This is a genomic window from Plantactinospora mayteni (assembly GCF_016862935.1).
GTDB classification, from domain to species: Bacteria; Actinomycetota; Actinomycetes; order Mycobacteriales; family Micromonosporaceae; genus Plantactinospora; species Plantactinospora mayteni.
This window is the reverse complement of the sequence record NZ_BONX01000074.1, coordinates 18,494-44,778: the sequence shown is the minus strand read 5'-3', so window position 1 is coordinate 44,778 and position 26,285 is coordinate 18,494. Positions and strand designations below refer to the sequence as shown.

At 71.8% G+C, this 26,285-nt stretch carries 26 protein-coding genes; 9 read left to right on the top strand and 17 right to left on the bottom strand.

The genetic code is table 11. The features are described from left to right. Positions 1-317: 317 nt before the first annotated feature. Positions 318-1,787, bottom strand: coding sequence for an aldehyde dehydrogenase (locus Pma05_RS40290; RefSeq protein WP_203862811.1), 1,470 nt, complete (start codon positions 1,785-1,787; stop codon positions 318-320). Positions 1,788-2,039: 252 nt separating this feature from the next. Here Pma05_RS40290 and Pma05_RS40285 point away from each other — a divergent pair, with 252 nt between their 5' ends. From Pma05_RS40285 to Pma05_RS40270, 4 genes are read left to right on the top strand one after another with little or no spacing between them, the layout of a single operon-like run. Continuing rightward, the gene (locus Pma05_RS40285) at positions 2,040-3,857 is read left to right on the top strand and encodes a thiamine pyrophosphate-binding protein (RefSeq protein WP_203862810.1); all 1,818 of its coding nucleotides are present in this window, start codon (positions 2,040-2,042) and stop codon (positions 3,855-3,857) included. Positions 3,858-3,888: 31 nt separating this feature from the next. Further along, entirely contained in the window at positions 3,889-5,739 is a 1,851-nt protein-coding gene (locus tag Pma05_RS40280) for an ABC transporter permease (RefSeq protein ID WP_203862809.1), read from the top strand. Positions 5,740-5,769: 30 nt separating this feature from the next. Next, positions 5,770-6,888 (top strand): ABC transporter substrate-binding protein, encoded by a 1,119-nt coding sequence (locus Pma05_RS40275; protein WP_203862808.1) that lies wholly within the window; start codon positions 5,770-5,772, stop codon positions 6,886-6,888. Positions 6,889-6,891: 3 nt separating this feature from the next. Beyond that, positions 6,892-8,028 carry an ABC transporter ATP-binding protein gene (locus Pma05_RS40270; RefSeq protein ID WP_203862807.1) on the top strand — a complete coding sequence of 379 codons (1,137 nt, stop codon included), beginning with the start codon at positions 6,892-6,894 and terminating at the stop codon, positions 8,026-8,028. A 29-nt stretch (positions 8,029-8,057) separates the two neighbouring features. On the opposite strand, the gene Pma05_RS40265 is transcribed toward Pma05_RS40270, so the two are convergent. The 3 genes from Pma05_RS40265 to Pma05_RS40255 form a co-directional block, all read right to left on the bottom strand. Then, positions 8,058-8,681 carry a DUF305 domain-containing protein gene (locus Pma05_RS40265; protein ID WP_203862806.1) on the bottom strand — a complete coding sequence of 208 codons (624 nt, stop codon included), beginning with the start codon at positions 8,679-8,681 and terminating at the stop codon, positions 8,058-8,060. A 70-nt stretch (positions 8,682-8,751) separates the two neighbouring features. Further along, entirely contained in the window at positions 8,752-9,639 is an 888-nt protein-coding gene (locus tag Pma05_RS40260; RefSeq protein WP_203862805.1) for a DUF1996 domain-containing protein, read from the bottom strand. Between the two features lie 252 nt (positions 9,640-9,891). Further along, a complete protein-coding gene (locus tag Pma05_RS40255) occupies positions 9,892-10,947 on the bottom strand; it encodes a cation diffusion facilitator family transporter (RefSeq protein WP_203862804.1) in 1,056 nt (351 codons plus the stop codon). 133 nt (positions 10,948-11,080) lie between these two features. Here Pma05_RS40255 and ligA point away from each other — a divergent pair, with 133 nt between their 5' ends. Beyond that, positions 11,081-13,501, top strand: a complete 2,421-nt coding sequence (gene ligA / locus Pma05_RS40250; RefSeq protein WP_275414823.1) for an NAD-dependent DNA ligase LigA — start codon at positions 11,081-11,083, stop codon at positions 13,499-13,501. Positions 13,502-13,537: 36 nt separating this feature from the next. On the opposite strand, the gene Pma05_RS40245 is transcribed toward ligA, so the two are convergent. After that, positions 13,538-14,311, bottom strand: coding sequence for a putative protein N(5)-glutamine methyltransferase (locus Pma05_RS40245; RefSeq protein WP_203862803.1), 774 nt, complete (start codon positions 14,309-14,311; stop codon positions 13,538-13,540). 300 nt (positions 14,312-14,611) lie between these two features. Between Pma05_RS40245 and Pma05_RS40240 the strand changes: the two genes are divergently transcribed. Beyond that, the gene (locus tag Pma05_RS40240; RefSeq protein WP_203862802.1) at positions 14,612-15,343 is read left to right on the top strand and encodes a hypothetical protein; all 732 of its coding nucleotides are present in this window, start codon (positions 14,612-14,614) and stop codon (positions 15,341-15,343) included. Positions 15,344-15,436: 93 nt separating this feature from the next. Here Pma05_RS40240 and Pma05_RS40235 read toward each other — a convergent pair whose 3' ends face one another. Next, complete coding sequence (locus tag Pma05_RS40235) at positions 15,437-15,601, bottom strand: hypothetical protein (protein WP_203862801.1); 165 nt, start codon at positions 15,599-15,601, stop codon at positions 15,437-15,439. A gap of 227 nt (positions 15,602-15,828) precedes the next feature. On the opposite strand from Pma05_RS40235, the gene Pma05_RS40230 reads away from it, so the two are divergent. After that, a complete protein-coding gene (locus Pma05_RS40230) occupies positions 15,829-16,170 on the top strand; it encodes a DUF952 domain-containing protein (protein WP_203862800.1) in 342 nt (113 codons plus the stop codon). A gap of 28 nt (positions 16,171-16,198) precedes the next feature. Here Pma05_RS40230 and Pma05_RS40225 read toward each other — a convergent pair whose 3' ends face one another. Continuing rightward, positions 16,199-16,936, bottom strand: a complete 738-nt coding sequence (locus tag Pma05_RS40225; protein ID WP_203862799.1) for a class I SAM-dependent methyltransferase — start codon at positions 16,934-16,936, stop codon at positions 16,199-16,201. Positions 16,937-17,018: 82 nt separating this feature from the next. Further along, positions 17,019-18,920, bottom strand: coding sequence for an NAD-binding protein (locus Pma05_RS40220; protein ID WP_203862798.1), 1,902 nt, complete (start codon positions 18,918-18,920; stop codon positions 17,019-17,021). 255 nt (positions 18,921-19,175) lie between these two features. Between Pma05_RS40220 and Pma05_RS40215 the strand changes: the two genes are divergently transcribed. After that, positions 19,176-20,096 (top strand): acetyltransferase, encoded by a 921-nt coding sequence (locus Pma05_RS40215; protein ID WP_203862797.1) that lies wholly within the window; start codon positions 19,176-19,178, stop codon positions 20,094-20,096. 130 nt (positions 20,097-20,226) lie between these two features. Here Pma05_RS40215 and Pma05_RS40210 read toward each other — a convergent pair whose 3' ends face one another. The 4 genes from Pma05_RS40210 to Pma05_RS40195 are packed head-to-tail and all read right to left on the bottom strand — an operon-like array spanning position 20,227 to position 22,195. After that, positions 20,227-20,583, bottom strand: a complete 357-nt coding sequence (locus tag Pma05_RS40210; RefSeq protein ID WP_203862796.1) for a nuclear transport factor 2 family protein — start codon at positions 20,581-20,583, stop codon at positions 20,227-20,229. Then, complete coding sequence (locus tag Pma05_RS40205; RefSeq protein ID WP_203862795.1) at positions 20,580-21,053, bottom strand: SRPBCC family protein; 474 nt, start codon at positions 21,051-21,053, stop codon at positions 20,580-20,582. The genes Pma05_RS40210 and Pma05_RS40205 overlap by 4 nt, the downstream gene beginning before the upstream one ends. Continuing rightward, entirely contained in the window at positions 21,050-21,424 is a 375-nt protein-coding gene (locus tag Pma05_RS40200; RefSeq protein ID WP_203862794.1) for an ArsR/SmtB family transcription factor, read from the bottom strand. Before Pma05_RS40200 ends, Pma05_RS40205 begins: the two co-directional genes overlap by 4 nt. A 60-nt stretch (positions 21,425-21,484) precedes the next feature. Continuing rightward, a complete protein-coding gene (locus Pma05_RS40195) occupies positions 21,485-22,195 on the bottom strand; it encodes a DNA alkylation repair protein (protein ID WP_203862793.1) in 711 nt (236 codons plus the stop codon). A gap of 276 nt (positions 22,196-22,471) precedes the next feature. On the opposite strand from Pma05_RS40195, the gene Pma05_RS40190 reads away from it, so the two are divergent. After that, positions 22,472-23,077: a hypothetical protein gene (locus tag Pma05_RS40190; protein ID WP_203862792.1), complete on the top strand. Its 606-nt coding sequence runs from the start codon at positions 22,472-22,474 to the stop codon at positions 23,075-23,077. Positions 23,078-23,246: 169 nt separating this feature from the next. Here the strand turns inward: Pma05_RS40190 and Pma05_RS40185 are convergent, their stop codons facing one another. From Pma05_RS40185 to Pma05_RS40165, 5 genes are all read right to left on the bottom strand, one after another. Continuing rightward, positions 23,247-24,008: an ABC transporter permease gene (locus Pma05_RS40185; RefSeq protein ID WP_203862791.1), complete on the bottom strand. Its 762-nt coding sequence runs from the start codon at positions 24,006-24,008 to the stop codon at positions 23,247-23,249. Between the two features lie 11 nt (positions 24,009-24,019). After that, entirely contained in the window at positions 24,020-24,832 is an 813-nt protein-coding gene (locus Pma05_RS40180; RefSeq protein WP_203862790.1) for an ABC transporter ATP-binding protein, read from the bottom strand. Then, complete coding sequence (locus Pma05_RS40175; RefSeq protein WP_239314136.1) at positions 24,829-25,200, bottom strand: DUF1048 domain-containing protein; 372 nt, start codon at positions 25,198-25,200, stop codon at positions 24,829-24,831. The genes Pma05_RS40180 and Pma05_RS40175 overlap by 4 nt, the downstream gene beginning before the upstream one ends. A 2-nt stretch (positions 25,201-25,202) precedes the next feature. Continuing rightward, complete coding sequence (locus Pma05_RS40170; RefSeq protein ID WP_203862788.1) at positions 25,203-25,532, bottom strand: PadR family transcriptional regulator; 330 nt, start codon at positions 25,530-25,532, stop codon at positions 25,203-25,205. Between the two features lie 313 nt (positions 25,533-25,845). After that, a complete protein-coding gene (locus Pma05_RS40165) occupies positions 25,846-26,277 on the bottom strand; it encodes an SHOCT-like domain-containing protein (RefSeq protein WP_203862787.1) in 432 nt (143 codons plus the stop codon). Positions 26,278-26,285 lie beyond the last annotated feature (8 nt).

The following is a 26,285-nucleotide window of genomic DNA, read 5'->3' as shown; positions in this document are numbered from 1 at the left end:
GCCTTCCGTTTCCGGCCGGCGCTTTTTATACCTTACCCGACTGTTTCCGCCTCGTCAAACCGGTGTCTCCCGGTTTGTCATGCTTCGTCCAGCCGTCGTGCACCCGTACGGACGCAGCGGGTTACCGCCGCGATCGTTCGGGGTTCGGCAGGCCGGCCGCCGCGGTGTTGCTCCGCGGGCTTGCCCGGTGCCCTGCCGGGAGAGAAAGTTACACGGCGGGGCCGCCAACGCCAAATCGGGGTGTCGGCGGCGACAATTCCTGCGGGTAAATCTGGAATATCCGACTCTGCTGGCAGCCCCGAGTGACCGCGCCCGACTCAGTCGACGGCGGCGATCACCGTCTTCGGCTCGGTGCAGAACTCGCGGCTGAAGTCGCCGCCCTCCCGGCCCACTCCGGATAGGCCGAAGCCGCCGAAGGGTGCGCGCGGCTCGCGTACCCCGAAGGTGTTGATCCAGACCGTGCCGGCCCGCAGCCGCGCGGCGACCCGGTGGGCCCGGCCCAGGTCGCGGGTGAAGAGCACGGCGGAGAGCCCGTACGGGGTGTCGTTGGCCAGCCGCAGCGCGTCGGCCTCGTCGTCGAACGGGGTGACCACGGCGACCGGCCCGAACACCTCCTCGCGGAGTACCCGGGCCGACGCGTCCAGCCCGACCGCGACGGTGGGCCGGACCACCAGGCTGCCGTCGACCCGGCCGCCGGTACGCAGCTCACCGCCGTCGGCGTCGACCGAGTCCAGGTAACCGGTCACCTTGGCGTGGTGCTCGGCGCTCGCGAGCGGGCCGACGTGGGTGGCCGGATCGTGCGGGTCGCCGTACGGGAGTGCCTCGGCGGCCCGGACGAACCGGTCGAGGAACTCCTGGTACGCGGGCCGCTGCACGTAGATCCGGCTGGTGGAGAGGCAGACCTGCCCCGAGTTGCTGTAGATCGCCCGGGTCGAGCCGGCCACCGCGACGTCCAGGTCGGCGTCGGCGAAGACCAGGTTGGCGCCCTTGCCGCCGCACTCCAGGGAGACCGGGACCAGTGAGCGGGCCGCCGCGGCGGCGATGACCGAGCCCGTCCGGGACTCGCCGGTGAAGGTGATCCGGTCGATGCCCGGTGCCGTGGTCAGCCACTCGCCGGTGGAGTCAGGCCCGAAGCCGTGTACGACGTTGAGTACCCCGGGCGGCAGTCCCGCCGCCAGGGCCAGTTCGGCCACCCGCGCGGCCGAGGCCGGCGACTGCTCGGCCGGCTTCAGCACCACGGTGTTGCCGTAGGCCAGGGCCGGGGCGATCTTCCAGACGCCGAGGTTGAGCGGGTAGTTCCACGGTGCGATCGCGGCGAAGACCCCGGCCGGCTCGTAGCGCAGGTACTGGTGCAGCCGGTCGTCGCCGGGATAGGTGCTGGCGGTCGACTGCTGGGCGTGCGCCGCGAAGAACCGGAAGTGGTTGACCGCACTGGTCAGGTTCCAGTTCCGGCTGTTGGTCACCGGCATACCCATGTCCCGGGTGTCCAGCCGGGCCAGTTCGTCGGCGTGCGACTCCATCAGGTCGGCGAGCCGGTGCAGCAGGGCGGAGCGTTCCCGCTGCGGCATCCGGGGCCACGGGCCGGCGTCGAAGGCGCGGCGGGCCGCCGCGACGGCGGCGGTGACGTCCGTCCGGCCGGCCCGGGCGACCCGGGCCCACGGTCGCTGGGTCCACGGGTCCACCGAGTCGAAGTACGCCCCCTCGGCGCTCTCGCCGACCTCCCCGTCGACCACCTGGGCCACCGCGTCGAGCCGGGTCGGACCCACCGCGTCGTCCATCGTCTGCATCGCGCGAACACCTCCGTGACGGGGCTGCTGCCGGGGTACGCCCCTACCGGGCGCTGTCTCCGCACTATCCACCACGAGAGAATCAGTGGCAGCAGGATTCTGTTTTGCAGAACGACTTCTTGATTCTGCTTAGAAGAATCTGGGCTTTGTTCGTTCCGCATCCCGATCATTGGCGTTACTGTCGCCACACATCGCCGTAACCACTTCGACTCGATCGGCACACCGGATCGACATCAGGTACGAGGAGCGGCCATGACCGGTACGGTGCTCCGCCCGACCGAACGGAACAGCGGCAGCCCGGCCGCGCACGCCCTGCTGGACGTCCTGGTCGGCTGGGGGATCCGACGGGTCTTCTGCTGTCCCGGCAGCACCGAGGCGGCCTTCCTGGACGCGGTCGTCGAACGGTCCGGTGAGGTCGAACTCGTGCTCACCACGCACGAGTCCGTCGCGGTGGCGATGGCCGACGGCGCCGCCCGGGTCACCGGCCAACCGCAGGTGGCGTACCTGCACACCAACGTGGGACTGGCCAACGGGGTGGCGCACCTGACCGCCGCGCAGCTCGGCAACGCCCCGGTGCTGGTACTCAACGGCCTCAAGTCCACCGCGTTGCAGGGCCGGGACGGCTTCACCACCGTGCCGTACCCGAGGGACCTGGTTCGGCAGCACGTCAAGTGGGCCCGCCAGGTCAGCTCGGCCGACTCGCTCGCCGCCGACGTGGCGCGGGCACTGCGTACCTCGGTCGCCGAGCCGGCCGGGCCGACCTGGATCGGGCTGCCGCAGGACGTACTGGAGTCGACCGTGCCGGTGGAGGCGGCAGCGGAGGCGCGACGGGCGGTCGACGTACCCCGGAACCGGCCGGACCGGAACGCGGTGGCCGACGCCGCCCGACTGCTCGGCGGGGCGACCCGGCCGGTGCTGGTGGCCGGCGGCGACGTGGCCCGGCACGGCGCGGTCGACGCCCTGGTCACACTCGCCGAACGACTCGGCGCGACCGTGCTCGGCGAGGACCGGCGCGGCTTCCAACGCACCGCCTTCCCGACCGCACATCACCGGTTCGCCGGCTGGTACGCCGCGACCCATCCGGCGGTCGTCGGCGCCGACCTGGTCTTCTTCGTCGGCTGCCGGGTCTTCACCGAGTTCGAGGCGCCGGCCGGGGACGAGTTTCCCCGGCACGCCACCGTCGTGCACGCGCACGTGGACCCGACCGAGGTGGGCCGGCTCTATCCGGTGCACCGAGGGCTGGTCGGACACCTCGGGGCGGTCCTCGACGACCTGCTCGCCGTGCTGCCGCCAGGCCCGCCGACCGGCCCTCGCGGCGAACCGGTGCGGGGCGGAGCGGCCCCGCCGAGCGCCGGCAACCCCGCCGGGCAGAGCGCCGCGAACCCGGCCGGGCGGCCGGGCTTTCCGGGACACGTCGGGCTCGGGCCGGTGGTGGCCGCGCTGGTCGACGGGCTCGGCACCGACGCGACCGTGGTGCTGGACGCCACCACCGCCACCCCGGCGCTGCTCTCCGCGCTGCCGCAGCACCGCTCCGACCAGGTGCTGCTCTCGTCGTCCGGCTCGCTCGGCTGGGGTACCGGGGCCGCGCTCGGCGTCCGGCTGGCCCGACCCGGCCAGCCGGTGGTCGCCGTGCTCGGCGACGGGTCGTTCCAGTTCGGCATCCAGGCACTCTGGACGGCGGCGCACTACCGGATCCCGGTCACCTTCGTGGTGCTGAACAACGGCAGCTACAGCGCGGTCGGTTCGGCGTTGCACCGGTTCGGCGGCGCGGCCCGGCGTACCGGGCGGTGGCCGGGGACCGACATCAGCGGGCCCCGGATCGCCGAGATCGCCGCCGGGTTCGGGGTACCGGCGACCCGGGTGACCGGCCCGGCCGACCTCGCGGCGGCGCTCCGGGCGGTACGCGACACCGCCGGTCCCGCCCTGGTCGAGGTACTGACCGGGCCCGGCCGGCAGGCCGATCCCGACTTCTCACCGCGGGACGGCGACGGCGCGGACGCACCGTCCGGGCGGTACCTCGATCCCGACTTTCCACGACGCGACGGCGGCGACGCGGGCGCCCCGTCCTGACCGGCCGGACCGAGCAGGCAGGAGGGTTGCCGTGTTTGCCAGGAAGCCGAGCACCGGACCGTTCAGTACCGCCCGGGGGCTGCTGCCGCTGATCGTGGTCTGCGCGTTCCTCTTCGCCTTCCCGATCGTGATGCTGGTGGTGGGCGCCTTCCGCAACCAGGATCCGAGCCTGCCCGCGAACTGGGGCTGGGACGGCTTCCGGACCGCGTACACCAGCCCGGCGACGTACGAGACGCTGCGCAACTCGCTGCTGCTCTCCACCGCCGTCACGGTGCTCGGTACGGCGATCGGCCTGCTCTGCGCCTTTCTGGTCACCCGGACCCGGACCCCGCTGCGCCGGCTGGTCACCCCCGGCATGCTGCTGGTCGTCGCGCTGCCGCCGCTGTTCTACGCGATCAGTTGGGGAATGCTCGGCAATCCCCGGATCGGCCCGGTCAACACGCTCTTCCGGGACCTGACCGGCAGCGAGGCGACCGTCTTCGACGTCAACTCGTGGACCGGGCTGATCCTGGTGATCTCGCTCAAGTCCGCCGGCTTCAGCTATCTGATGCTGCTCGGCCCGTTCCTGGCGGTCGACCGAGGGCTGGAGGAGGCGGCACAGGTCTCCGGGGCGGGCAAGCTGCGTACGCTGCTCGGCATCGACCTGCCGGTACTGGCCCCGGCGGTCAGCGGGGTGGTCATCCTCAACTTCGTCATCGGGCTGGAGTTCTTCGACGTACCGCTATTCCTCGGTACGCCGGCCGGGATCGAGGTCTTCTCCACCCGGGTCTACGGGCTGATCAGCGAAAGCACCCCGGCCGACTACGGCGCGGCGAGCGCGCTGTCGCTGCTGCTGGTGGCGATCGTGATGGTGCTGGTCGCGGTGCAGTGGCGGCTGCTGGGCCGGCGCCGCTACACGACGGTCACCGGCAAGGGCTACCGCGCCGACGCCTGGGACATCGGCCGCTGGCGCTGGGCCGGTACGGCCTTCCTGCTGCTCTACGCGCTGCTCGCCGTCGTCGCCCCGCTGGTGCAACTGGTACTCGGCTCGCTCCAGCCGTTCTTCGGCGGCTCGGCCGGCTACTCCCTGGTCAACTACCGGGAACTGCTCGCCGAACCGGAAACCGTGTCGGCGCTGCGCGCCACGCTCCTCGTCTCGGTGGTCGGCGGGCTGGGCGCGATGCTGCTGGCGCTGCTCATCGGGTACGCCATCGGGCACAACCGGACCCGGCTGCGCCGGGTGGTGGAGATGCTCACCTGGCTGCCCTGGGCGGTACCGGGGGTGGTGCTCAGCCTCGGCATCGCCTGGGCGTACATCAGCGTGCCGGGGCTGCGGCAGCTCTACGGCACGGTCTGGATCGTGCTGCTCGCCCTGGTCGCCGCGACGGTACCGATCGCGCAGCGGGCGACCCAGCCGGCGCTGGCCCAGCTCGGCCAGGAGCTGGAGGAGGCGTCCCGGGTCGGCGGCGCCGGTCCACTGCGGATGTTCGCCGGCATCGTGCTGCCGCTGATCGCGCCGAGCTTCCTGGCCGGCTGGTTCGTCTCGGCCATCGTCGTCTCGGGCAACCTGGCGGTGCCGATCCTGCTCTCCTCGCAGCAGAACGCCACCGTGCCGCTGCTGGTCCTGGAGCTCTACACGGCGGGCGAGACGTCGCGGGCCGCCGCGCTCTTCGTGATCATGATGGTGCTGCTCTGCGTCGGCCTGGCGGTGCTGGCCGGGCTGGCCCGGCTGGCCGCGCTGCTGCGCCGCCGGGCACTCGCCGCCGCGTCCCGAGCCGTACCGCCGGCCGGGCCGACCCCACCGGCGCCGTCCGCCGGCCCGACCTCCCCCGGCGATCCGGTGCGGTCCGCCGGTACGCCACAGACGCCGACCCCGTCGTCGGCACCCGCACCCCTCGGATGAGACCCGCACCCCTCGGTTAGGAGAAGAACCATGAACTCGCGGAACCTGCTCCGGACCGGCGCGGTCGCGGTGGCGGTCGCCCTGGCGCTGGCCGCCTGTGGCACCGGCGGCGGACCGGCCTCGGACGCCGCCGCCAACGTGGCCGGCAGCACCGACGACCTCGGCGGCCAGGCCGCCGTCGACACCATGACCGCGCTGTACGAGGCCGCCAAGGCGGCCGGCAAGACCGAGGTGGTGGTCTACGGACCCGGCGAGAACGACAAGGTCGACGTCTACAAGGCGTTCCAGCAGCGCTTCCCGGCCATCCGGGTCAGCGGCGAATACCTTGTCGGGCCGCAGCTCGCCAGCAAGATCAACCAGGAGTTCGGCAGCGGCAAGCACGTCGCGGACCTGGTCCAGGGCGGCGACACCACCGTCGCCGCCCAGCTCGACGAGCAGCGGTACGCAAAGTTTGCCCCGGTCACCGCCGCCACGCTGGGCAAGGAGTACCAGGATCCGGGCGGGACGGTCTACGCCGCCTCCGGCAGCATCATGGGCATCCTCTACAACGTCGACCGGGTGCCCGCAGCCGATGCCCCGAAGGGCTGGCGGGACCTGCTGGACCCGCGCTGGAAGGGCAGGATGGTGCTCGACGACGCCACCAAGAACGGTGCGGTGGCCGGCACCTTCTCCCGGATGCTGCACGACGGCCGGTACGGCGAGACGTACCTCGCCGGGCTCGCCGGACAGGAGATCCACTGGGTCGCCTCCGGACCGGTCGCCGGCAACGCGGTGGCGACCGGGGAGTTCGCGGTGGCGCCGGTCTACCCGTACAGCTTCTATCTGCGGGACAAGGCGAAGCATGCCCCGGTCAACCTGGTCTTCCCGGTCGACGGCGGCAACCAGGTCTCGCCGCACTACCTCGGACTGGTCGACGGTGCACCGCACCCGGACGCGGCCAAGCTGCTGATGACCTGGCTCTTCACCCCCGAGGGGCAGCGCGCCGTCGCCGACGCCGGGTACGCCCCGACGATGCCGAACGCGCCGAACGTCGACGGGCTGCCGCCACTGAGCACGATGGACCAGCTCAAGCCGTTCGCCATCGCCGAGGTCAACGCGGCCCAGGCGGCGTACCTGGCGAAGTCGAAGCAGATCTTCGGCCGGGGCTGAACCATGTCGGCGGATCTGGTGATCGAGGGACTGGTCAAGTGGTTCGGGGACACGGCCGCCGTGGACGGGATCGACCTGCGGGTCCGGCCGGGCGAGTTCCTCACCCTGCTCGGGCCGAGCGGCTGCGGCAAGACCACCACGCTGCGCTGCGTCGCCGGTCTGGAGTTGCCGAGCGCGGGTGAGATCTCGTTCCGGGGCCGGGTCTTCGCCGCACCGGGCCGGGCGGTCTTCGTACCCCCCGACAAGCGGCGGATCGGCATGGTGTTCCAGAGCTACGCCCTCTGGCCGCACATGACCGTACGGGCCAACGTCGGCTATCCGCTGAAGATGGCGAAGGTGCCGAGGGCGGAGATCCGGGACCGGGTACACGAGATGCTCGGCCGGGTCGGGCTGGCCGAGCGGGCCGACGAGATGGCGGTCTCGCTCTCCGGCGGCCAGCAGCAGCGGGTCGCGCTGGCCCGGGCGATGGCCAGCCGCCCCGAGCTGCTGCTCTTCGACGAGCCACTGTCCAACCTGGACGCCAAGCTGCGCTACCAGCTCCGCGACGAGATCCGCAGCCTGCACGACCAGCTCGGCACCACCTCGGTGTACGTCACCCACGACCAGGAGGAGGCGATGGCCCTCTCGGACCGGATCGTGGTGATGAACGCCGGCCGGATCGAGCAGGTCGGCCCGCCGCGTGAGCTGTACTCCCAGCCCCGCAACGCCTTCGTGGCCGACTTCATGGGCTACCAGAACATCCTGCCCGGGGTGGTGGCGGAGGTCCGGGGCGACGGGCATCTCGTCCGGGTCGACGGGTCCACGCTCACCGTCGCCGTACCCGGGGTGCCGCCCGGACCAGCCGGCACCGCCACCTCGGTCGCCTTCCGCGCCTCGGCGGTACGCCTCGACCCGCCCGCCGACGGCCCGGCCGCCGCGCTCGCCGCCCGGGTGCTCCGGTCGACGTACCTGGGGCGGAGCCTCAACCTGCTGGTCGAGGTGGCCGGGGTGCGGCTGCGTACCCAGCTCGACGAGGAGGCGCTGGGGCGGGTGGGGCCGGAACTGCCGGGCCCGGGGGACGAACTGACGGTGCACCTGCCGGCCCGGGCGGTCGTACCGCTGGCTCCGGTCGCCGAGGCGGCACCGGCGGCGGTCGGCTGAGCTGCTGCGGTCGGCCGGTCGCGGGGGACTCAGCCCGGAAGCTGGGCGAGTTGGCTCAGGTAGCCGGTGCCGGTCCGGGCGACCGCGCCGGCCAGGGCGGTGGTGTCGGGGTCGGCGCCGGAGCGCTGCTCGGCGGTGGCGACCCGGACGGACTGTTCCAGGTGCGCGCGCAGGTGTTCGCCGAAGAGGCGGCGGAACTCGGCGTCCGGGGCGGTGCCGAGCGTGGTCAGCTCGGTGGCGGTGACCATGCCGGGCATGTCGTGCCCCTCGTGCGGGTTGGTCTGCGGGGCACCAGAGCGGTCGAGCAGCCGCCGGGACCGGTCCAGGTCGGCACGGTGGGTCTCCCGGACCCGGACGGCGAGCCGGCGTACGGCCGGTTCGGCGGTGCGCTCCGGCACCAGGTCCAGCAGCGGCAACACCCGCTCGTGCATGGCGACGGTGAGTTGCAGCCAGGCGATGTCGGTACCGTTGAACGGGCCGGACGGGCTGGGCGTACCCGCCGGGGTGGGCGGTGCACCGGTGGTGACCGGGGCCGCGCCGGTGGGCGTACCCGAAACGGGTGCCGGGGTGGCGGCGGGGCCGGCACAGCCGACGGCCAGCAGGACCACGACGAGCAGCGTGGCGGCGGCCGGTGTCACGGCGCTCGGTCTCATGGAGTCCTTCTCCGGTCGCTGTTCCGTGGGTGGGCCCGGCCGCATCCGGACCCACCCATGGGCCCCACGGTCAGCTCGAGCGGCCGTCCGCGCCGCACTTGATCACGGGCCGGATGCAGTCCTGCACCCGGCGCAGCATCTCGGCCTCGGGCCAGGCGTTGAAGAAGTCACCGTGCATGGTGAACCCGCCGCCGGAGGCGAGCCGGAACCGGGCCGGGTCGCCGCTCACCGGATAGCGCAGCACCTGGCGCAGCTTCGGCACCGCCACCGGATGGGTGGGCGGGCACGCCTGGTTGACCGGGTACGCCATGTGGCTCTTGTGGTCCGGCGAGTCGAGGTCGCGGCCGTTCCAGCACTGCGGGAAGTCGAGGTACGACTCCAGCATCGTCCCCGATGGACAGTTGACGAAGTCCTTGGACGCGCCGACGTGCCCGGCGTGCAGGCAGGACCACCGGGAGATGGTGGTCGAGTCCGGGCCGGTGGCCCGGGCGTTGCCGGCCACGATCCGCAGGCCCAGCGGCAGGGGCTGGGTGTTGGCGACGATGTCGCTGCGGACGCCCTCGCCGAGGTAGTAGAACGTGACGATGGCCGGCTCCACCGGGACGTTGTCGGCGTACAGGGTGGGCACCCAGTAGGACGAGACGTCGACCCGGGGGTTGCAGGTGGTGTTGGAGTTCAGCAGGTCGGCCAGGTTGGTGTACGCGTTGGTGGTCGTCGCGCCGAAGAAGCTGTGCATGTGCGAGGCGCCGGGCAGGCCCGGATAGATGATCGGGTCGTCCGGCAACCGGTGGCTGTACGGACAGTCGGCCAGGAACTCGGCGACCCGGACGATCCGGGCCTCGGCCGGCTCCGCCCGCTCGATCACGGCATAGCCGCCGAGCAGGGCGAGCAGGGCGCCGAGCAGCGTCACGAACCTCAGCCGGCGGCGCAGCGCGTGCAGGGGTGCGGCCCTTTCCATGTGGGCACTCCTAGCTGGTGAGCGGCCAGCGAGGGGTTCCGGCGCCGCCGCCGAAGGCGTCGGAGGTCGCTGGCCAGACTGGTGGTGGTCTGCCCTCGTTCGAGGTGTGAGAGAGCGCTCTCTCTCATCCACCAGCTTGAGCCCGCCGTCGAAACCTGTCAATACTTCCGACCCGAACCGCCGCCACCCGAACCACTTCTCCCGGCACCGTTTCCGCTCCCGGCACCATGTCCGCCCGGAGCCGGCTCCGCTCTACTCCCGGCGCTGGGTCGGGTCGAGGAAGACGTACCGGATCGCCGGGTTGCGGGCGATCAGCCGCCGCTCCGCCTCGTCGGCGGCGACCTCGATCTCCGCCCGGCTGGCGTCGTCGGCGAAGTTGACCTTCACCGCCACCAGGATGTCCTCCGGACCGAGTTGCAGCGTCATCAACCGGTCCACGCTCCGGAGATCCGGCACCGCCGCCAACTCCTGCTCGATCTCCGCCCGTACCGCGTCCTGGGCCGCCCGGCCGACCAGCAGCGCGATGTTGTTGTGCGCCAGGGTGGTCGCCACCACCAGCAGCAGCACGCCGATCAGGATCGAGGCGATGCCGTCCCACAGCGGGGTACCGGTCAGCTCCGACACCCCCACCCCGACACCCGCGAGGACCAGGCCGATCAGCGCCGCGCTGTCCTCCAGCAGCACCGCCTTGATCGTGGTGTTCGGGGTACGCCGGGCCACCCGCAGCCAGGAGACGTGCCAGCGGGCCGCCCGACGGCGCAACTGTCGGACCGACCGGGTCAGCGAGACGCTCTCGGCCACGAAGGAGACCACCAGCACCACGTACGCGACCGTCGGGTCCAGGTTCTCGTGCCGCTGCTGGACCGCCTGCACCCCCTGGTAGATGGAGAACCCGGCACCGAGGACGAAGGTGACCACGGCGGCGACGAACGCCCAGAGATAGCTCTCCCGGCCGTAGCCGAACGGGTACTGGCTGGTCGGTGGCCGGGCGCCCCGGCGCAGCGCGATGAAGAGCAGCAGTTCGGTGGTGGTGTCGGCGACCGAGTGGGCCGCCTCGGAGAGTACCGCCGCCGAGCCGGAGACCACCCCGGCGATCGCCTTCGCCACCGCCACCGCCAGGTTGGCCAGACCCGCGATGATCACCGTACCGACGCTCTGGCTGCGCTGCGAACGCGACGAGCTGAGCGGCCCCGCCTGCGACCAGGGCGTCTCGCCGCCGGCCTGCCCCTCGGTGTGCTGCGTACTCCGGGCGCCGTCCGGCCCGCGTACGCCCGGCTCCTGCTCCGGACTGTGCGCCGGCTCGGCCATGAGGTCAGCCTAGGTGTCGGGACCCGCCCCATCCGGCGGTTGCGTGGAGTCCGGCGAGACCTCGGGGCGGCGGTTCGTCGTACCCGTTCTCTAGGCTGAACGCCGAGCATGCGGGCCTGGGGGAGGAAACTTCGTGGCGTACGAGGCAGTGGTGACGGCACCCGACGAGCGGCCCGAGCAGCCGGACGGGGTCGGGGTCGATCCGGTGGAGCGGGTCGTCGAGCCGGTGGTCGATCCGGTCGACCCGGTGGTGGACGCCGCGCTCGCCGAGCCGTTCCCGGACCGTCCGGCCTACGACGCGGCGATCGCCGAGATCCGCTCGGCCGCCGCCGACTACTACAACGGCGCGGACCTGGCGATGGACGACGCGACCTACGACGCGCTGATGGCCCGGGTCGTCGCGACCGAGGCCGCCCAGCCGGGCTGGAAGACCGGCGACTCGCCCAGCGAGCTGGTGGCGGCCGGTGCCGGGCTGGTCGGCGACGTCGTGCACAGCGTCCCGATGCTCAGCCTCGACAACGTCTTCGGCGAGGAGGAGTTGGCCCGCTGGGCGGCCCGGCTCGACAAGCTGCTCGGCCGACCCGCCGCCGGCTACACCGTGGAACCCAAGATCGACGGGCTGGCCATCGCCGCCCGCTACGTGGACGGCCGGCTCACCCAGGTCGCCACCCGGGGCGACGGGCTGGCCGGCGAGGACGTGACGCCACAGGCACGACGGGCGGCCGGCCTGCCGGAGCAGCTCGGCGAGCCGCTGACCGTGGAGATCCGCGGCGAGGTCTACATGACCGATGCCGACTTCGCCGAGGCCCAGGTGATGCGGACCGGGCACGGCGAGCCGGCCTTCGCGCATCCGCGCAGCGCCGCCGCCGGCACGCTCCGGGCCCAGGACCGGGCGTACGACGCCCCGCTCTCCTTCCTCGCCTACGCGGTGCACGGGCTCGACGACGCCGACGGGGCGACCGAGCCCCGCCCACACTCGGCCACCATGGCATACGTCGAGAGCCTCGGCGTCGCCACCACCGCCGGTTCGCCGGCCGGGATGCCGCTCTGCACCACCATCGAGGAGGTGCTCGCCGTGGTGGAGACGCTCTACGCCCGCCGGGGCGAGCTGGGTTTCGGCATCGACGGTGCGGTGATCAAGGCCGACCACCCGGCCGACCGTGAGCTGGCCGGGTCGGGCACCCGGGCACCCCGCTGGGGCATCGCCTACAAGTTCCCGGCCGACACCCGCACCACCACGCTGCTCTCGATCGAGGTGCAGGTCGGCCGGACCGGAGTGATCACCCCGGTCGCCGTACTGGCACCGGTGCAGGTCGGTGGGGTGACGGTCACCTCGGCCACCCTGCACAACTTCGACGACCTGGTCCGGCGCAACGTCTGGGCGGGTGACACCGTCTTCGTCCGGCGGGCCGGTGACGTGATCCCCGAGATCACCGGAGCCAAGCTCGACGAGCGGCCGGCGGACGCCACCGCGTACGAGCCGCCGACTCGGTGCCCGCGCTGCGACGGCGAGATCGACCGCTCGCAGAAGCGTTGGCGCTGCACCCAGGGCCGGGCCTGTGGTGCCCGTGAGTCACTCTCCTACTACGCGGCCCGGGACTCGATGGACATCGAGGGGCTGGGCAGCAAGATCATCGACCTGCTGGTCAGCGCCGGTATGGTCACCGATCCGGCCGACCTCTACGACCTCGACCCCGCCACGCTGGCCACCCTGGAACGGCTGGGCGAGACCTCGGCCCGCAAGCTCGTCGCCAACATCGAGGCGTCGAAGAAGCAGCCGCTCTCCCGGGTCCTCACCGGCCTCGGCGTACGGATGACCGGCCGGTCGATGTCCCGCCGGCTCGCCCGGCACTTCGGCACGATGGAGGCGCTGCTCGCCGCCTCCGTCACCGACCTGCAAGAGGTCGAGGGCGTCGGCCCGGAGCGGGCCGTCACCATCGCGGCGGAGTTGGTCGAGCTGGCCCCGGTCGTCGAGAAGCTCACCGCCCGCGAGGTCAACATGACCGAGCCGGGCGTTCCCGGCCAGGCCGCGACCGCCGAGGGCGAGGGCGAGGGCGATCCGGAGGTACCGACGGCGACCGCGCTGCCGCTGCGCCGGCCGGACGGCACGCCGATGACGGTCGTGGTCACCGGTTCCGTGCCGGGGCTGACCCGCAACGAGGGCAACGAGGCGGTCGAACGGCTCGGCGGCAAGTCGTCCGGCTCGGTCTCCAAGCGCACCGATCTGGTGGTGGTCGGCGAGGGCGCGGGCAGCAAGGCGGAGAAGGCCGTCGACCTCGGCGTCCGGGTGATGCCGGCGGAACGCTTCGCCGAACTGCTCGCCGCACACACCGCCGGGGACGCGGCGACGATCGCCGAGATCCTGGCCCTGCCGGACCCCGAGCCGACTCCCGACACCGCGCCGATTCCGGAGGCGGGGTCGAAGCCAGCGGCCGAGTCGAAGCCGGCGACGGAGCCGAAGCCGGAGGCCGAGCCGAATCCGGAGGCGGGGTCGAAGCCGGAGGCCGGAGCAGAGCCGGCGGCCGAAGCGGAGTCGGCACCCTCGGTCGGCTGAGAGCTGCCGGGCCGCCCACGACCAGAACGGCAGGGGTCAGCGGCGGCCGATCACCACGGTCGCCGGGAGGTCGTCGTCGGTGACCACCACCGGGGCGAGGCCGGCCAGGTCGAACACGTCCACGGCGACCTCCGCCTGCTCCAGGCTGGTCTCCAGCAGCAGGTGGCCGCCGGGTACGAGCCAGTCCCGGGCTCCGGCGGCCACCCGGCGCAGCACGTCGAGGCCGTCGTCCCCGCCGTCCAGCGCCACCAGCGGCTCGTGCAGCCGCGCCTCCGGCGGCAACAGCTCGACCGCCTCGCTGGGCACGTACGGCACGTTCGCCACCAGTACGTCGATCCGGCCGTGCAGCCGGGACGGAAGTGGCTGGTAGAGGTCTCCGGCGTACACCCGGCCGCCGAGTGGGGCGAGGTTGCGCCGGGCGCAGCGGACGGCGGCTGGTTCGATGTCGACCGCGTACAGCACGACGTCGCCGACCAGCGCCGCGACCGCCAGCCCGATCGCGCCGGAGCCGCAGGCCAGGTCCAGTACCGTCGCCCCCGGCCGGGCCAGCGCGGCAGCCCGACGGACCAGCAGTTCGGTACGGCGGCGCGGCACGAAGACCCCCGGGTCGACGGCGACCCGCAGCCCGCAGAAGTCGACCCAGCCGACGATGTGTTCCAGCGGCAGGCCGGAGACCCGCCGCTCGACCATGGCCGACAGCTCGGCCGGGCTCCGCGCGGCGGTACTCAGGAGGTCGGCCTCGTCCTCGGCGAAGACGCAGCCGGCGGCCCGGAGCCGGCGGACGACGTCCGCACGGTCCGGTGTGGACATCGGAGTGGAGATGGGTGTTGACACGTGCGGCCCTTCGGAACGCCTGCGGGCGCTCTCCCGGCTATCGCGACCCGACGTGCCCCGAGGAGGCCGCCGACCCGCAGGCGGGGAGCACCCGGCCGATCGACACGGAAATCGGTCCCACCTCCTCGGGTCGCGGCGACTGAGGCCCTCAACGTACCCCACCGGCGGGGCGGCGCGGACCGGGCCGGACGAGCCGCGGCCGGCGATCTCCCGAATTCGTGCCGTCCCGGTCGCGGACCGTGGCCGGCGGTCACCGCCGACCGCACAGTTCTTGGCATGACTTCGTCTCGTAGCCACTTCGCCGGGCGCCTCGTCGCCCTCTCGGCCCTCGTCCTGCTCGGCGCCGGCTGTGGCGTCATCGACACGGTTCAGAACGCGGTCGACACGGCCAACACGCTGGGCGGCTTCGCCGACCGGCTGGGCAAGTCCGCCCAGCTCACCTTCACCGCCGAATACAGGATCGTCGGCGAGGAGGCCGGTCAGCGGGAGACCGAGACCGTCACCCTCACCCAGCAGCCGCCCAACTCGGCGCTGAGTACCCCGGACGGCCGGCTGATCTTCACACCCGACCACATGATCATCTGCTCCGACGGCGAGTGCCAGCGGAGCGCGAACACCGCCGCCGCGACGACCCCGGACGCCGGCATGGTCGCCGCGGTCGCCGGACCCGGCTTCGTCACCCCGGAACTCGCGCTCGGCCTGGTCGCCGCCGCCGCGATCGTGCCGAACACCGACGTGGAGACGACGGAACGGAAGATCGCCGGTCAGGACTCGCTCTGCGCCGACGTCACCGGGGTCAGCGACCCGCAGGGCGGTACCGAGGGAACGCTCGACAAGCTCACGGTCTGCGTCACCGAGTCCGGCGTACTGGCCTCGTTCGTCGGTAGGACGGACAACGGCGAGCAGGCCGCGATCGAACTGGTGGAGTACTCGGAGAAGGTCGACGAGAAGGCGTTCGCCCCGCCGGCCGGCGCCACCGTCGAGGACGTGTCACAACTCCAGCGGTAACCGGTACGCCCGCAGGGACCGGCCCCCAGTTCGGGGCCGGTCCCTGGCCGTCCGGTCCGAGGATCGCCGCCCCGGCCGTCACTCGGCTCTCGACTACAGGTAGCCCTTGGCCTCCCGCTTGGCGATCATCGGTTCGGCTCCCTTGCCCATCTTCTTCAACGCCTCCCGCAACTGCTGCTCGCTCATCTTCGAGCTGCCCTGGATGCCTGCCTCGTGAGCGCGTTGGCGCAGGTCATGAAGTTCGTCCCGACCAGCCATCTCAAGCCTCCCCATTCCGCCGACAGGGGCACCGCAGCCGGCCCCATCCTGGACCGCTGGCTTCCCCCGATCGGGGCCGGCAAACGGCCGGCCGAACCCGCCTCGGCCTGGGCGCCGGCCGAACCGGCGATCACCCCCGGACGAGGACGAAGCCGCCGCGCGGCCGGGTCGGTACCCGACGCAGCGGGCCCCCGAGATCCCAGTACGGGCCCGGTACAGTCACCAGGGTGATCTTCCACATCGCCGAGGAGTCGGACTGGGCGGCGGCGCAGGTCTCCGGGGACTACCGGGTCTCGACCCGGGGGCGGAGCCTCGCCGAGGAGGGGTTCATCCACGCCTCCCGCCGGGGCCAGGTGCTCGGCGTGGCCGAGGCGGCCTACACGGACGCCGGTCCGCTGCTACTGCTACGCATCGACCCGGACCTGCTCTCCTCCCCGGTACGCGACGACGAGGTCGCACCGGGGATCTTCTTCCCGCACATCTACGGTCCGATCAACCTCGACGCGGTGGTGGCCGTGGCACCCCTGGAACGGACCGCCGACGGCAGGTTCGTGATGCCGCCCGGCTGACCACCAGAAGGCCGGGCCGGGCCGGGGCCTAGCCGGGGCGGACGGCGGTGAAGACGGCGAACGTCGGGTTCGCCAGCAGGTCGGTCCAGTAGTCCGGGCCACGTTCGGCCACCAGGTCGGCGGAGACGACCGCCGGATATCGGCGTACGTCGGCCAGACCGGCCCGGTCCAGGGCGGCCTCGACCACTCGATGCGGCCAGGAGAAGCCCTCGAAGTCGATCGGCGGCTCGCCGTCGATGTGTACGGCGTACCCCCGCCGGCCGTGCGAGGGTGTCGTCTCGGTGGCGGTGATCCCGTAGCGCGGGAAGATGTCCAGCCGTGCCCAGTCCAGGTCGGGGTTGGGCACCAGCACGACCAGGGTGCCGCCGGGCGCGAGGTTCACCACCAACTGGCCGAGCATGCCGTCCAGGGCCGCCTCGCCCGGGGCGTAGCCGAGCAGCCAGACCGCGGTCACCACGTCGAACTCGCCGAGCTTCGGCAGCGCCGCGGCGTCGCGTACCTCGTAAGTGATGCCGAGCGGGTCGGCCGTCTCGACCCGGCGGGCATGGGCCACCATCTCCGGCGACGCGTCCACCCCGGTCACCCGGGCGGCGCCGAGTCGACTGAAGAGCCGGGGATAGAAGCCGGTGCCGGAGCCGACGTCCAGTACGGACCTGCCGGTCAGATCGGGGAGTGCGGACCGCAACGTAGCCTGTTCGGCCTGCCCGATCGGCAGGTGCTTGGCCCGCTCGTAGAGTTCGCCGATCAGGTCGTACTGCTGGGACATGCCGCCTCCGCACCGTCGGGCCGGTCGATGCCATCGTCGCACGGCCCTCCGGCCCCCGCCCGACAGGACGCGGCAGCGCCGGTCACTCCGCCGTTCGCTCAGGCTGCGGGGGTGGCCGGTCCGCCGGCCCGGCGGACGGTTCGGGCGCGGCGGCGGAGTCCACCGGCCCGGCGGGCGGCTCGGGTGTGGTGCCGGAGTCCACCGGTGGCCGGGGTCGTGGCCGGGCGGCGGCGCTCAGTAGGCGCAGCGGTATCGGTTCGACCAGCGGCGGCGGATCCGGGCTCGCGGCGGTCCGCGAGAGCAGCCCGGCCAGCCCGGCCCGGGTGGCGACCACCAGCAGCCGGTCCGTCCGGACCAGCGGCCGGCGGTCCGGCAGGGACCAGAGCGTCTGCCCGACCCGGCCGGTCCGGACGGCGATCAGCCGTACCTCGCCGGGCCGGCTGACGTCCGGGCAGAGCCGTCCCTCCAGTTCGGAACCGGCGCCGACCGGCAGCTCCGCGACGAGCAGCACCCGACGGCCGACGGAGATCGCCCCCACCACCTCCCGGCCCATCATCGCCGCCGCGAAGGCGGGCGCGGCCAGGTAGGAGACGCTGCGCGAGTGGTCGATCCCGAAGGCCCGCTTGACGCGCTGCGCGAATCCCTCGTCGAAGAGCCGGAGTACGACCCGCAGCTTCGCCTCGCCGGCCCCGCCGTTCCCGCGCTGCGCCTGCTGGTGCACCGCCCGGCCGATCAGGGCGGTCTCCAGGTTGGTCACGTCGTCGGTGGTGAGCACCAGCAGGGCGCGGCAGGTCTCCACCGAGGCGGCCCGCAACGCCTCGGCGTTGTTGGCGTCCCGGATCAGGACCGGGATGCGCAGCTCACGGGCGACCGACACGCCCCGGGCGTGCTCCACCCGGTCGATGGCGACCACGTCCAGACCGAAGTCGTGCAGTTCCCGGACCACCCGGGCGCCGATGTTGCCGAGCCCGACCACGATCACGTGGCCGGAGACCGGCTCGGTGAGCCCGCCGGCGGCCAGCGCGAGCCGGGCGTTGACGATGACGTCCACGATCAACGCGGTGACGGTGGGGATCAGCGCCACGCCGGTGACCACGAGCAGCACCGCGACCGCCTTCTCGGCCACCGAGGCGCCGGTGTCGGCGTCGGCGCCGCCGAGCGCGGTCAGCACGGCCAGGTATCCGGCCTGGAGCAGGCTGGTGTCCTCGCGGGTGAGGGCGAGCGTGGCCGTACCGGTCGCCAGTACGCCGGCCAGCGCCAGCAGGGCCAGCCGGAGGTTGCGGCCGAACAGCAGCCGGGTGGCGCGCATCGGATGCGGGCGGCGCCGCCGTACCGGCCGGGGTTGGCTGCTCGGCGCCCGGACGAGGACCAGGTCGGCGGCGTCCTCGTCGGCCGGCAACCGTACCGGCTCGGCACGCCCCTCGGTGATCGCCAGCCCGCAGAGCACGTCGTCGGGGCGGTCGGCGAGATCGGCCCGAGGGGCGGCCATCAGCAGCTCGTCGGCGAGCCGTACGTAGGTCGGGGTGTCGTTGCCGAGCGCCGCGGCCACGAACGCCGGGGCGGCGAACTCGGAACCGGAGAGTACGCCACAGTCGCCGAGCATGGTGGTGATGCCGTCCCCGAGTACCGGATTGAAGAGCCGGACCACGAGCCGGACGGTGGGGCTCACCTCGCGGGCGATCAGGGCGGCGTCCACGTTGGCGACATCGTCGCGGTCGACCAGGGCGACCGCCGCCGCGTTCTCGATTCCGGCCTGCCGGAAGACCTCCTGGTTGAGCCGGGGTGCGACGATCATCGCGGGCCGGAGTGCCGGGTCGCCGTCCTCCGGCACCAGCTCGGCGATCTCCGGCGCCTGGTCTGCCGAGGCCGACGGCACGATCACCGTGACGTGCGCGCTGTAGGTGTTCATCAGCTCGCCGACCAGCCGCTGGGCGAGCGCGTTCGCGCCCCACACCACGAACCGGGGAACCGCGTCGCCGGACACGTTGAACATCGTAGTTCCCGTACGCCCAGAAGATCTTGGTTAACCGACACGTCACCGGCTCGCCAGCAGGACCGGCACGGCGCCCGGAAAGCCACAGGCAAAATTGCGTTGCGGCCGGCGGGGGCGCCACGTACGTTCCCGGTACGCCGACGAGCCGGAAGGAGGTCAGAACGATGTCCGATGTTCTGCGCCCCCTCCGCGCCCCGGCGTCCACGCGGATCTGACCCGGGGCGCTCGCCTCTGGAGGATCACGCCATGACCGATCTGGTCGTCCGCCCGCTCGTCGCGGGCGAGGAAAGTCTGTTCGACTCCATGCCCGATCCGCTGCCCCAACTGCGCCAGGTCGGCTACGCCGATGGGCTGGCCGGCGGCGGCTACCGCCCCGAGCACACCTGGATCGCCCTGCTGGCCGGCCGGGTGGTCGGCCGGGCCGCCTGGGTACTGCCGCCCGGTGCCGTCGGTGCACCGTGGCTGGAACGGTTCGACCTGGACGCCGAGCCGGAGGTGGGTGCCGCGCTGCTGCGCGCCGCACACCGGGCACTCGGCGGTCCCCAGATCTACTACGCCGCCCTGCCGGCGCACTGGCGACGCCGGCCGGAGGTACTGGCCGTGGCCGAGGCGCCGATGGCGGCGGCCCGGCTCGCCGGGCTGGTCGAGCGGGGGGAGCGGCTGCGCTGCTCGTGGACGGGTACGCCGCTGCCGACGCCGTCGGGCCGGTACACCTTCCGGCCGGCCGCCGACCCGGCGGAGATCAATGCCCTGGTCGCCCGGATCGCCGAGCCGGACGTGCTGACCGGCAAGGAGGTCGCCCGGGCGGTCGCCGGGGTCGATCTGGCCACCGACCCGCTGACCTGGCTGGACCGTCCGGCCGGGAACTGGCGGATCGCGTTCGACGCCGGGCAGCCGGTCGGGCTGGTCGGAACGGCCGGGGACGCCTGCTTTCCGCTGATCGCCTATCTCGGGCTGCTCGACGACGCCGTCCGGGGTGAACTGCTGGCCGAGGCGGTTCGGGTGCTGGCCGAGGGCGGCGCCCGGGAGGTGCTCGCCGACGTGGACGCCCATCGGGTACGCGTACTGGCCGAACTGGAGCGGACCGGGTTCCGGCAGTTGCGCTCCCGGGTGGTCTTCGTACCGACGGCGGCGGTCGGCGTACCGGATCAGGCCGCGACCGGCTGACCGGACGGGTCGCGCCGCTGCCACGGATGGGGGACCGCGCGCCTGGCGCGGCCCCCCATCGTCCCGCCGACGCGGGTTGCCCTGCCACGAAGCTCAGGCACCGGAGTGCTCTCCGGCCGAGTCGCCCGGCTCAGGGCAGCGGGACGACGTACGAATCGACCCGGGCGATGAGTCCGTCGCGGAACGTGAACAGGTCGTTGAAGGCGAAGCGGAACGGTCCGTGTTCGAGGCTGGTGCCACGGCCGTCGCCGGTGGTGATGACGACCGGGCCGTCCTCGTAGACGCGCTGGACGTCGAGTTCGGGGCTGCCGGTGAACCCCGGATTCTCGATCTCGCCGTCGAACTCCGCCTTGCCGCGGGTGGTCCGGTGGCCGTGGATGACCCACTCGACGTCGTCGGTGAGGGTCGCGAGAATTCGCGGGTGGTCGCTGGTCCGGAATCCCGCGAAGTATTCCGCGACAAGGTCGCGCTGGGGCTGCCGGGTCACGATGTTCTCCGTTCTGCTGTGGATCGGTGCTGCTGCTGCCGCAGGTGCGCGGCGAGCGCGTCGAGGATCGAGGCGAGCCCGTCGGCGGCCTGGGCCGTCCGAAGCTCGGGGGGAAGCCGACGCTGGTGGACCGTGAGATCCGTGCCGCCGCCGGCGGGGCGGACGTGCACGGTTGTGCGGAGGCCGGTGACGGGCTCGTCGAACACGAGTTCGTGCGGTGCGGCGACGTTCACGTAGACGAACCGGAGCCGGCGGGTCGCGCCGTTCGGCGCGCGGGTGTCGAGGGCGAACTCCCCACCGGGACGCAGGTCGACGGTCACGGACTCCGGGGGTACGGCGGCGTGCGAACCGCCCCAGAACGCCGCGATGCTTGCCGGCGAGGTGAAGGCGGCCCAGACGCGTTCGGGCTCGGCCGGGAGGTGGCGCTTGGCGATCAGTTCGTCGCCCCGGAGTTCCGAACTGGCGGTCAACGGACCGCTCCGGCAGCCGGGCCCCGGCCGAGCGGAGCGTCGTCGGCGAGGTGCTGCTCGAGGGCGTCGAGCCGATCGTCCCAGGCGCGGCGCTGATCGTCGATCCAGGTGCCGAGCAGCGACAACTGGTCGACCCTCAGCCGGCAAGGGCGCCTGGTGCCCTCGCGCCGCTGCTCGACCAGGCCGCACCGTCGCAGTACACCGACGTGGTGGGAGATCGCCTGCGGGGTCAGGTCGAACGGTTCGGCGAGCTCTCCCACCGTGGCATCGCCCCGGGCGAGGCGGGTCACCAGGGCGCGCCGGACGGGGTCGCCGAGGGCGGCGAAGGCGGAGTCGAGGTCTGGGTCGGGTGCCACGAGCGGGGGAGCCATGGCCCCACCCTAGCGCAAATGATTGTTTGCACAAGCCATCGTTTGCGAAGGCGCTACCAGCTAGGCCACGCCGGACAGGTACTCCCGGCGTCGCTGCGGTTCGAACTTCTCGATCGCGTACCGCAGCATGGTCCGGGGCATGACCCGGTAACAGCCGGCCAGGAACTCCTCCTCCGCCGCCCTGTCCCGGTTGCCCACCTCGCGCAGCATCCAGCCCACCGCCTTGTGTACGAGGTCGTGTGGGTCGTGCAGGAGCCGTTCGCCGAGCCGGAAGGTCCACTGGAAGTCTCCGGCCCTGACGAAGGCGAAGGTTGCCATGATCGCGATCCGGCGATCCCACACCAGGCTCGACTCGGCCAACCGATCCAGTACGCTCCGGTCCCGGTCGACCAGCCAGGGTCCGACGATGTACGGCGCGGACGAGTCGACCAGATCCCAGTTGTTGATGTGGCCGGTGTTGGCCAGCACGATGTCGAAGATCCGGCCCCGTTCCTCCTCGTCCGCCTTGGCGAACCTCCGTACCAGGATGAAGAGCGCGGTCAGCCTCTCCTCGTGCACGCCGCTCGTCAGCAGCTCCGTCGCTCCGGTCAGGGAGAGGTCGCGCCAGTACCGGCCGGCCACCCTGCGCTGTTCCGGTACGGAGACGCCGATGGCCCGGTCGCCCTCGCCGTACCCGCCCGGAACCATTTGCAGGAACCGGCGCACACTCTCCGCCCGATGCGGGTCGGCGAGGCTGGCGAGTTCGCGACGGACGTCCGCGGTCGTGGCCATGACTGTGCAACCTACCGCGACCGCCGGTGTCCGCCGGGTCACGAGGCCGCCTGACCCGCCAGGTACGACAACGGTCTGCCTGCCGGCCAGGGTCGTCGCTCGGCGGGCGGCGCATTGGCTCAACGGCTCAGGATGTTCATCCGCCCCGACGGCGGACCCTGGGCACCCCGGCTGTGCCACCCTGCACTTCGCCCGGGACGGCAGGGCGATGTGCACGGATTCTCATGACAGATCGCACGGGTCCGGCAAGCGGTACCCGAGCCGAGACTGTCAGGCATGAATCACACGACAACCCTCCCGCACGCAGATCGCCGCAGGTCAGGCCAGGGCGCCGGCATCGGCGGCCACGCGCTCGCACGCTGGCCCTCCATCGTCGGCCTGCTCACTCTGCTCGCCAGCACCGCGGGCGGACTGGATTCCCACCTGGCCGCGATGATCATCATCCTGGCCGCGATGTGTTACCTGGCCACCGCCGCTCTCGGCTCCCGTCGCAGTACCTGGGTGATGGTGGCGGTCGGCACCCTCGCCGTCGCCGGCGCCGAGGTCACCGGGCTGGACCCGACCACCACGCTGCTCGTCATGGGTGCGGGGTTCGCCGTGTTCGGGTTCCTTCGCGGCACGGGGGTTGGTCGCCGCGAGCTCGGGTTGCAGACGCTGGGATTCATCGGATTCAGCGCCATCGCACTGACCGCGATGATGTCCGGCCCCGCCCTGGCGGCGTACCTGGCGGCGATCGCCGCGATCGGGCACGCGGTCTGGGACGTGATCCACTACATCCGCGACAAGGTGGTCAGCCGCTCGCTCACCGAGTTCTGCTTCGTACTCGACTTCGGTCTGGGCGCCGCGCTGCTCCTCGCCGCCTGGAACGTGATCCCCCGGTGATCGCGTGACGCCGGTCAGGGCGAGGGCGCTGGTGATGCGGACGCGATCGAGGGGGCTGGGGTTTGCCGGCCGTACGTTCTCCGCTGGGTGCGGAACGCCGTGCACCGGCAGGTTTCGGCCTGCCGGTGTCGACACCGTGACCTGCCCAGTTGAGCAGGTCACGGCGCTGTTAGGAGATCTTGCGGCGGTAGATGACCGTGGCGAAGACGTACGTGACGATGAGGATGCCGACGCACCAGGCGAGGGCGGTCCAGATGTCGGTGCCGACCGGCTGCTGGGTGAACAGGTCGCGGAGTGCGTTGACGATGGAGGTCACGGGCTGGTTCTCGGCGAAGGCGCGTACGGGGCCGGGCATGGTGTCGGTGGGTACGAATGCCGAGCTGATGAATGGCAGGAAGATGAGCGGGTAGGAGAACGCGCTCGCGCCGTCCACGGATTTCGCGACGAGACCGGGGATGACGGCGAGCCAGGTCAGCGCGAGGGTGAACAGGGTCAGGATGCCGGCGACCGCGAGCCAGGCCAGCACTCCCGCCCCGGAGCGGAAGCCCATCAGGAGGGCGACGCCCACGACGACCACGAGCGAGATCAGATTGGCGACCACCGAGGTCAGCACGTGCGCCCACAGTACGGACGACCGGGCGATCGGCATGGACTGGAATCGTTCGAAGATGCCGCTCTTCATGTCGAGGAAGAGCCGGAATGCGGTATAGGCGATGCCGGAGGCGACCGTGACGAGCAGGATGCCGGGCAGCAGGTAGTTCACGTACGAGTCCTGCCCCGAGTTGATCGCGCCGCCGAGCACGTAGACGAAGAGCAGCATCATGGCGATCGGCGTGATCGCGGTCGTGATGATGGTGTCCACGCTACGGCTGACGTGGGTCAGGGATCGGCCGAGTAGGACGGCGGTGTCGCCGAGAAAGTGCTTGGTCATCGTCGTTTCCCTTACTTGTCCGCGCCGACGGTGCGGTCGTTGGCGGCGCCGTCCTTGCCGTCGGCGCCGACGATGGCGAAGAAGACGTCCTCCAGGGTCGGCTGCTTCTCGACGTACTCGACCTTGGCGGGCGGGAGCAGTTGCTTGAGTTCGGCGAGGGTGCCGTTCACGATGATCCGACCCTGGTGGAGGATCGCGATCCGGTCGGCGAGTTGTTCGGCCTCGTCCAGATACTGCGTCGTGAGCAGCACCGTCGTACCCTGGTCGGCGAGTTTCTTGACGGCCTGCCACACCTCGACGCGCGCCTGGGGGTCAAGCCCGGTCGTCGGCTCGTCGAGGAAGATGACCGGCGGATTCCCGACGAGGCTCATCGCGATGTCGAGGCGGCGGCGCATGCCACCGGAGTACGTCGACACCTTCCGGGTGGCCGCGTCGGTCAGCGAGAAACGGGCGAGCAGGTCATCCGCGATCTTGCCCGGGTTCTTGAGGTGCCGCAGGCGGGCGACCAGGACGAGGTTCTCCCGCCCGTTGAGGATCTCGTCGACGGCCGCGAACTGCCCGGTGAGGCTGATCGACTCCCGCACGTCCGCCGCCTTCGTAGCGACGTCGAAGCCGTTGACGCTGGCCGCCCCGGCGTCCGCCCTGAGCAGTGTGGACAGGATTTTCACCACCGTGGTCTTGCCCGCCCCGTTCGAGCCGAGCAGGGCGAAGATGGCACCCCGCGCCACGTCGAAGTCCACGCCACGCAGCACGCGTAGTTCCTTGTACGACTTCTCCAGACCCCGCACCTGGATCGCCGGTCCTGGCACCTGCGTGGTCGTCATCGGTTCTCCTCCGCTCGCTCGACGCTTTCGATCGCCTGTGTCAGCCGGGCCCGCTCCCGGTCGACATATCCGCCCTTCGAGTAGTTCCGGATCAACTCCTCCACGAACTCCACGGGGTCCTCCCCGACGATCTCGCGGATCGGTGTCCTGTCCGCGGCGGCCCGCTCGAAGAGGTCGGCGACATCCTCGAACAGCGAGGCGGAGTTGTCGGCGGTCATCGGCCCGAAATGCAGCAGGTACCGCTCGATCGCCTCGACCGCCGTCCGATAATTCGGGGGAAGCTGTTTCACCCGCGCCTTGTACTCCCGCCATCGGCGCTTGGGGCCGATCACCTTCGCGATGAAGCCGCCCTTTTCGACATCGGACATGGTCACTTGCCTCCTTCGTGGAGCTGTTCGAGTCGTTCGGTGAGGAAGCTCCAGGTCCTCCAGAACTCTTCGAGGTATTCCTGTCCCTGCTTGTTGAGGGAGTACACCTTGCGTGGCGGCCCCTTCTCGGACGGGACTTTCCGCACGTCGACGAGGCGCTTCTGCTCGACCCTGACGAGCAGGGCGTAGATGGTGCCCTCGGCGATGTCGGAGAAGCCCTGCTCCCGCAGCCACGCCGTGATCTCGTAGCCGTACGCGGGCCGCATGGACAGGATCGCGAGGACGATGCCCTCCAACGTGCCCTTGAGCATCTCCGTCATCTGCTTGCCCACGGACCACCTCCCCTTGCCTAATCGGTGTTGCTAGGTACCGGTAGACAGTAACACTGACTACTGGTACCTAGCAACACCGAATACCTGAGCCGCGAGGGCCCCATGGCTGGCCAAGGCGATCGTTTCGGTGAGACCCGACGTCCGCACCGCAGAGGGTGGTCGACTCGCGAAGAGTTCCTGCTCCCCGCGTGGGCCTAGACGTAGATCAGGGCAGGAACGGCGGACGGTGGTGTTGCCGTCGGAGGTACGGCTCGCCGGCCGGACGGGCCGCCCGACCCCGTGGTCCGGGCGGGCGTCCGGCGTCGCGATGGCGTCACTCGCAGAACACCTGCATCTTGGTGCCGGGGTCGTCGAGGTCGACGGTGAGGTCGTCGAGTTGTTCGATGAGGTCCTCGATGTGCTGCGGCTTGAGCTGGGTGAGGTCGATGGGTACCCCCGACTCGTGCAGCTTGGCGTTGACCTGGGTGAGCGCCTGCGGAGGGATGAGGCTGGTGAGCCGTACCCCGGCGCGCAGCAGTTGTAGCGGGACCCGGACGTTGATCCGGGTTGGCCCGTCGGCGCCGACGTTGTCCTCCGAGTTCATCACCACACGCAGGTACTTGGGTCGGGGCTTCGGGCGGAGCGCGCTTCCCGGCGGCGACTCGGGTTGCTCTCGTTCGATGGCGTCGATCAGCCGCTCGGCCTCGTCCGCGGTGATCTTGCCCTCGGCCAGCATCTGTAGGATCTGGCGGCGCTGCTCGTTCATTGTCGCTC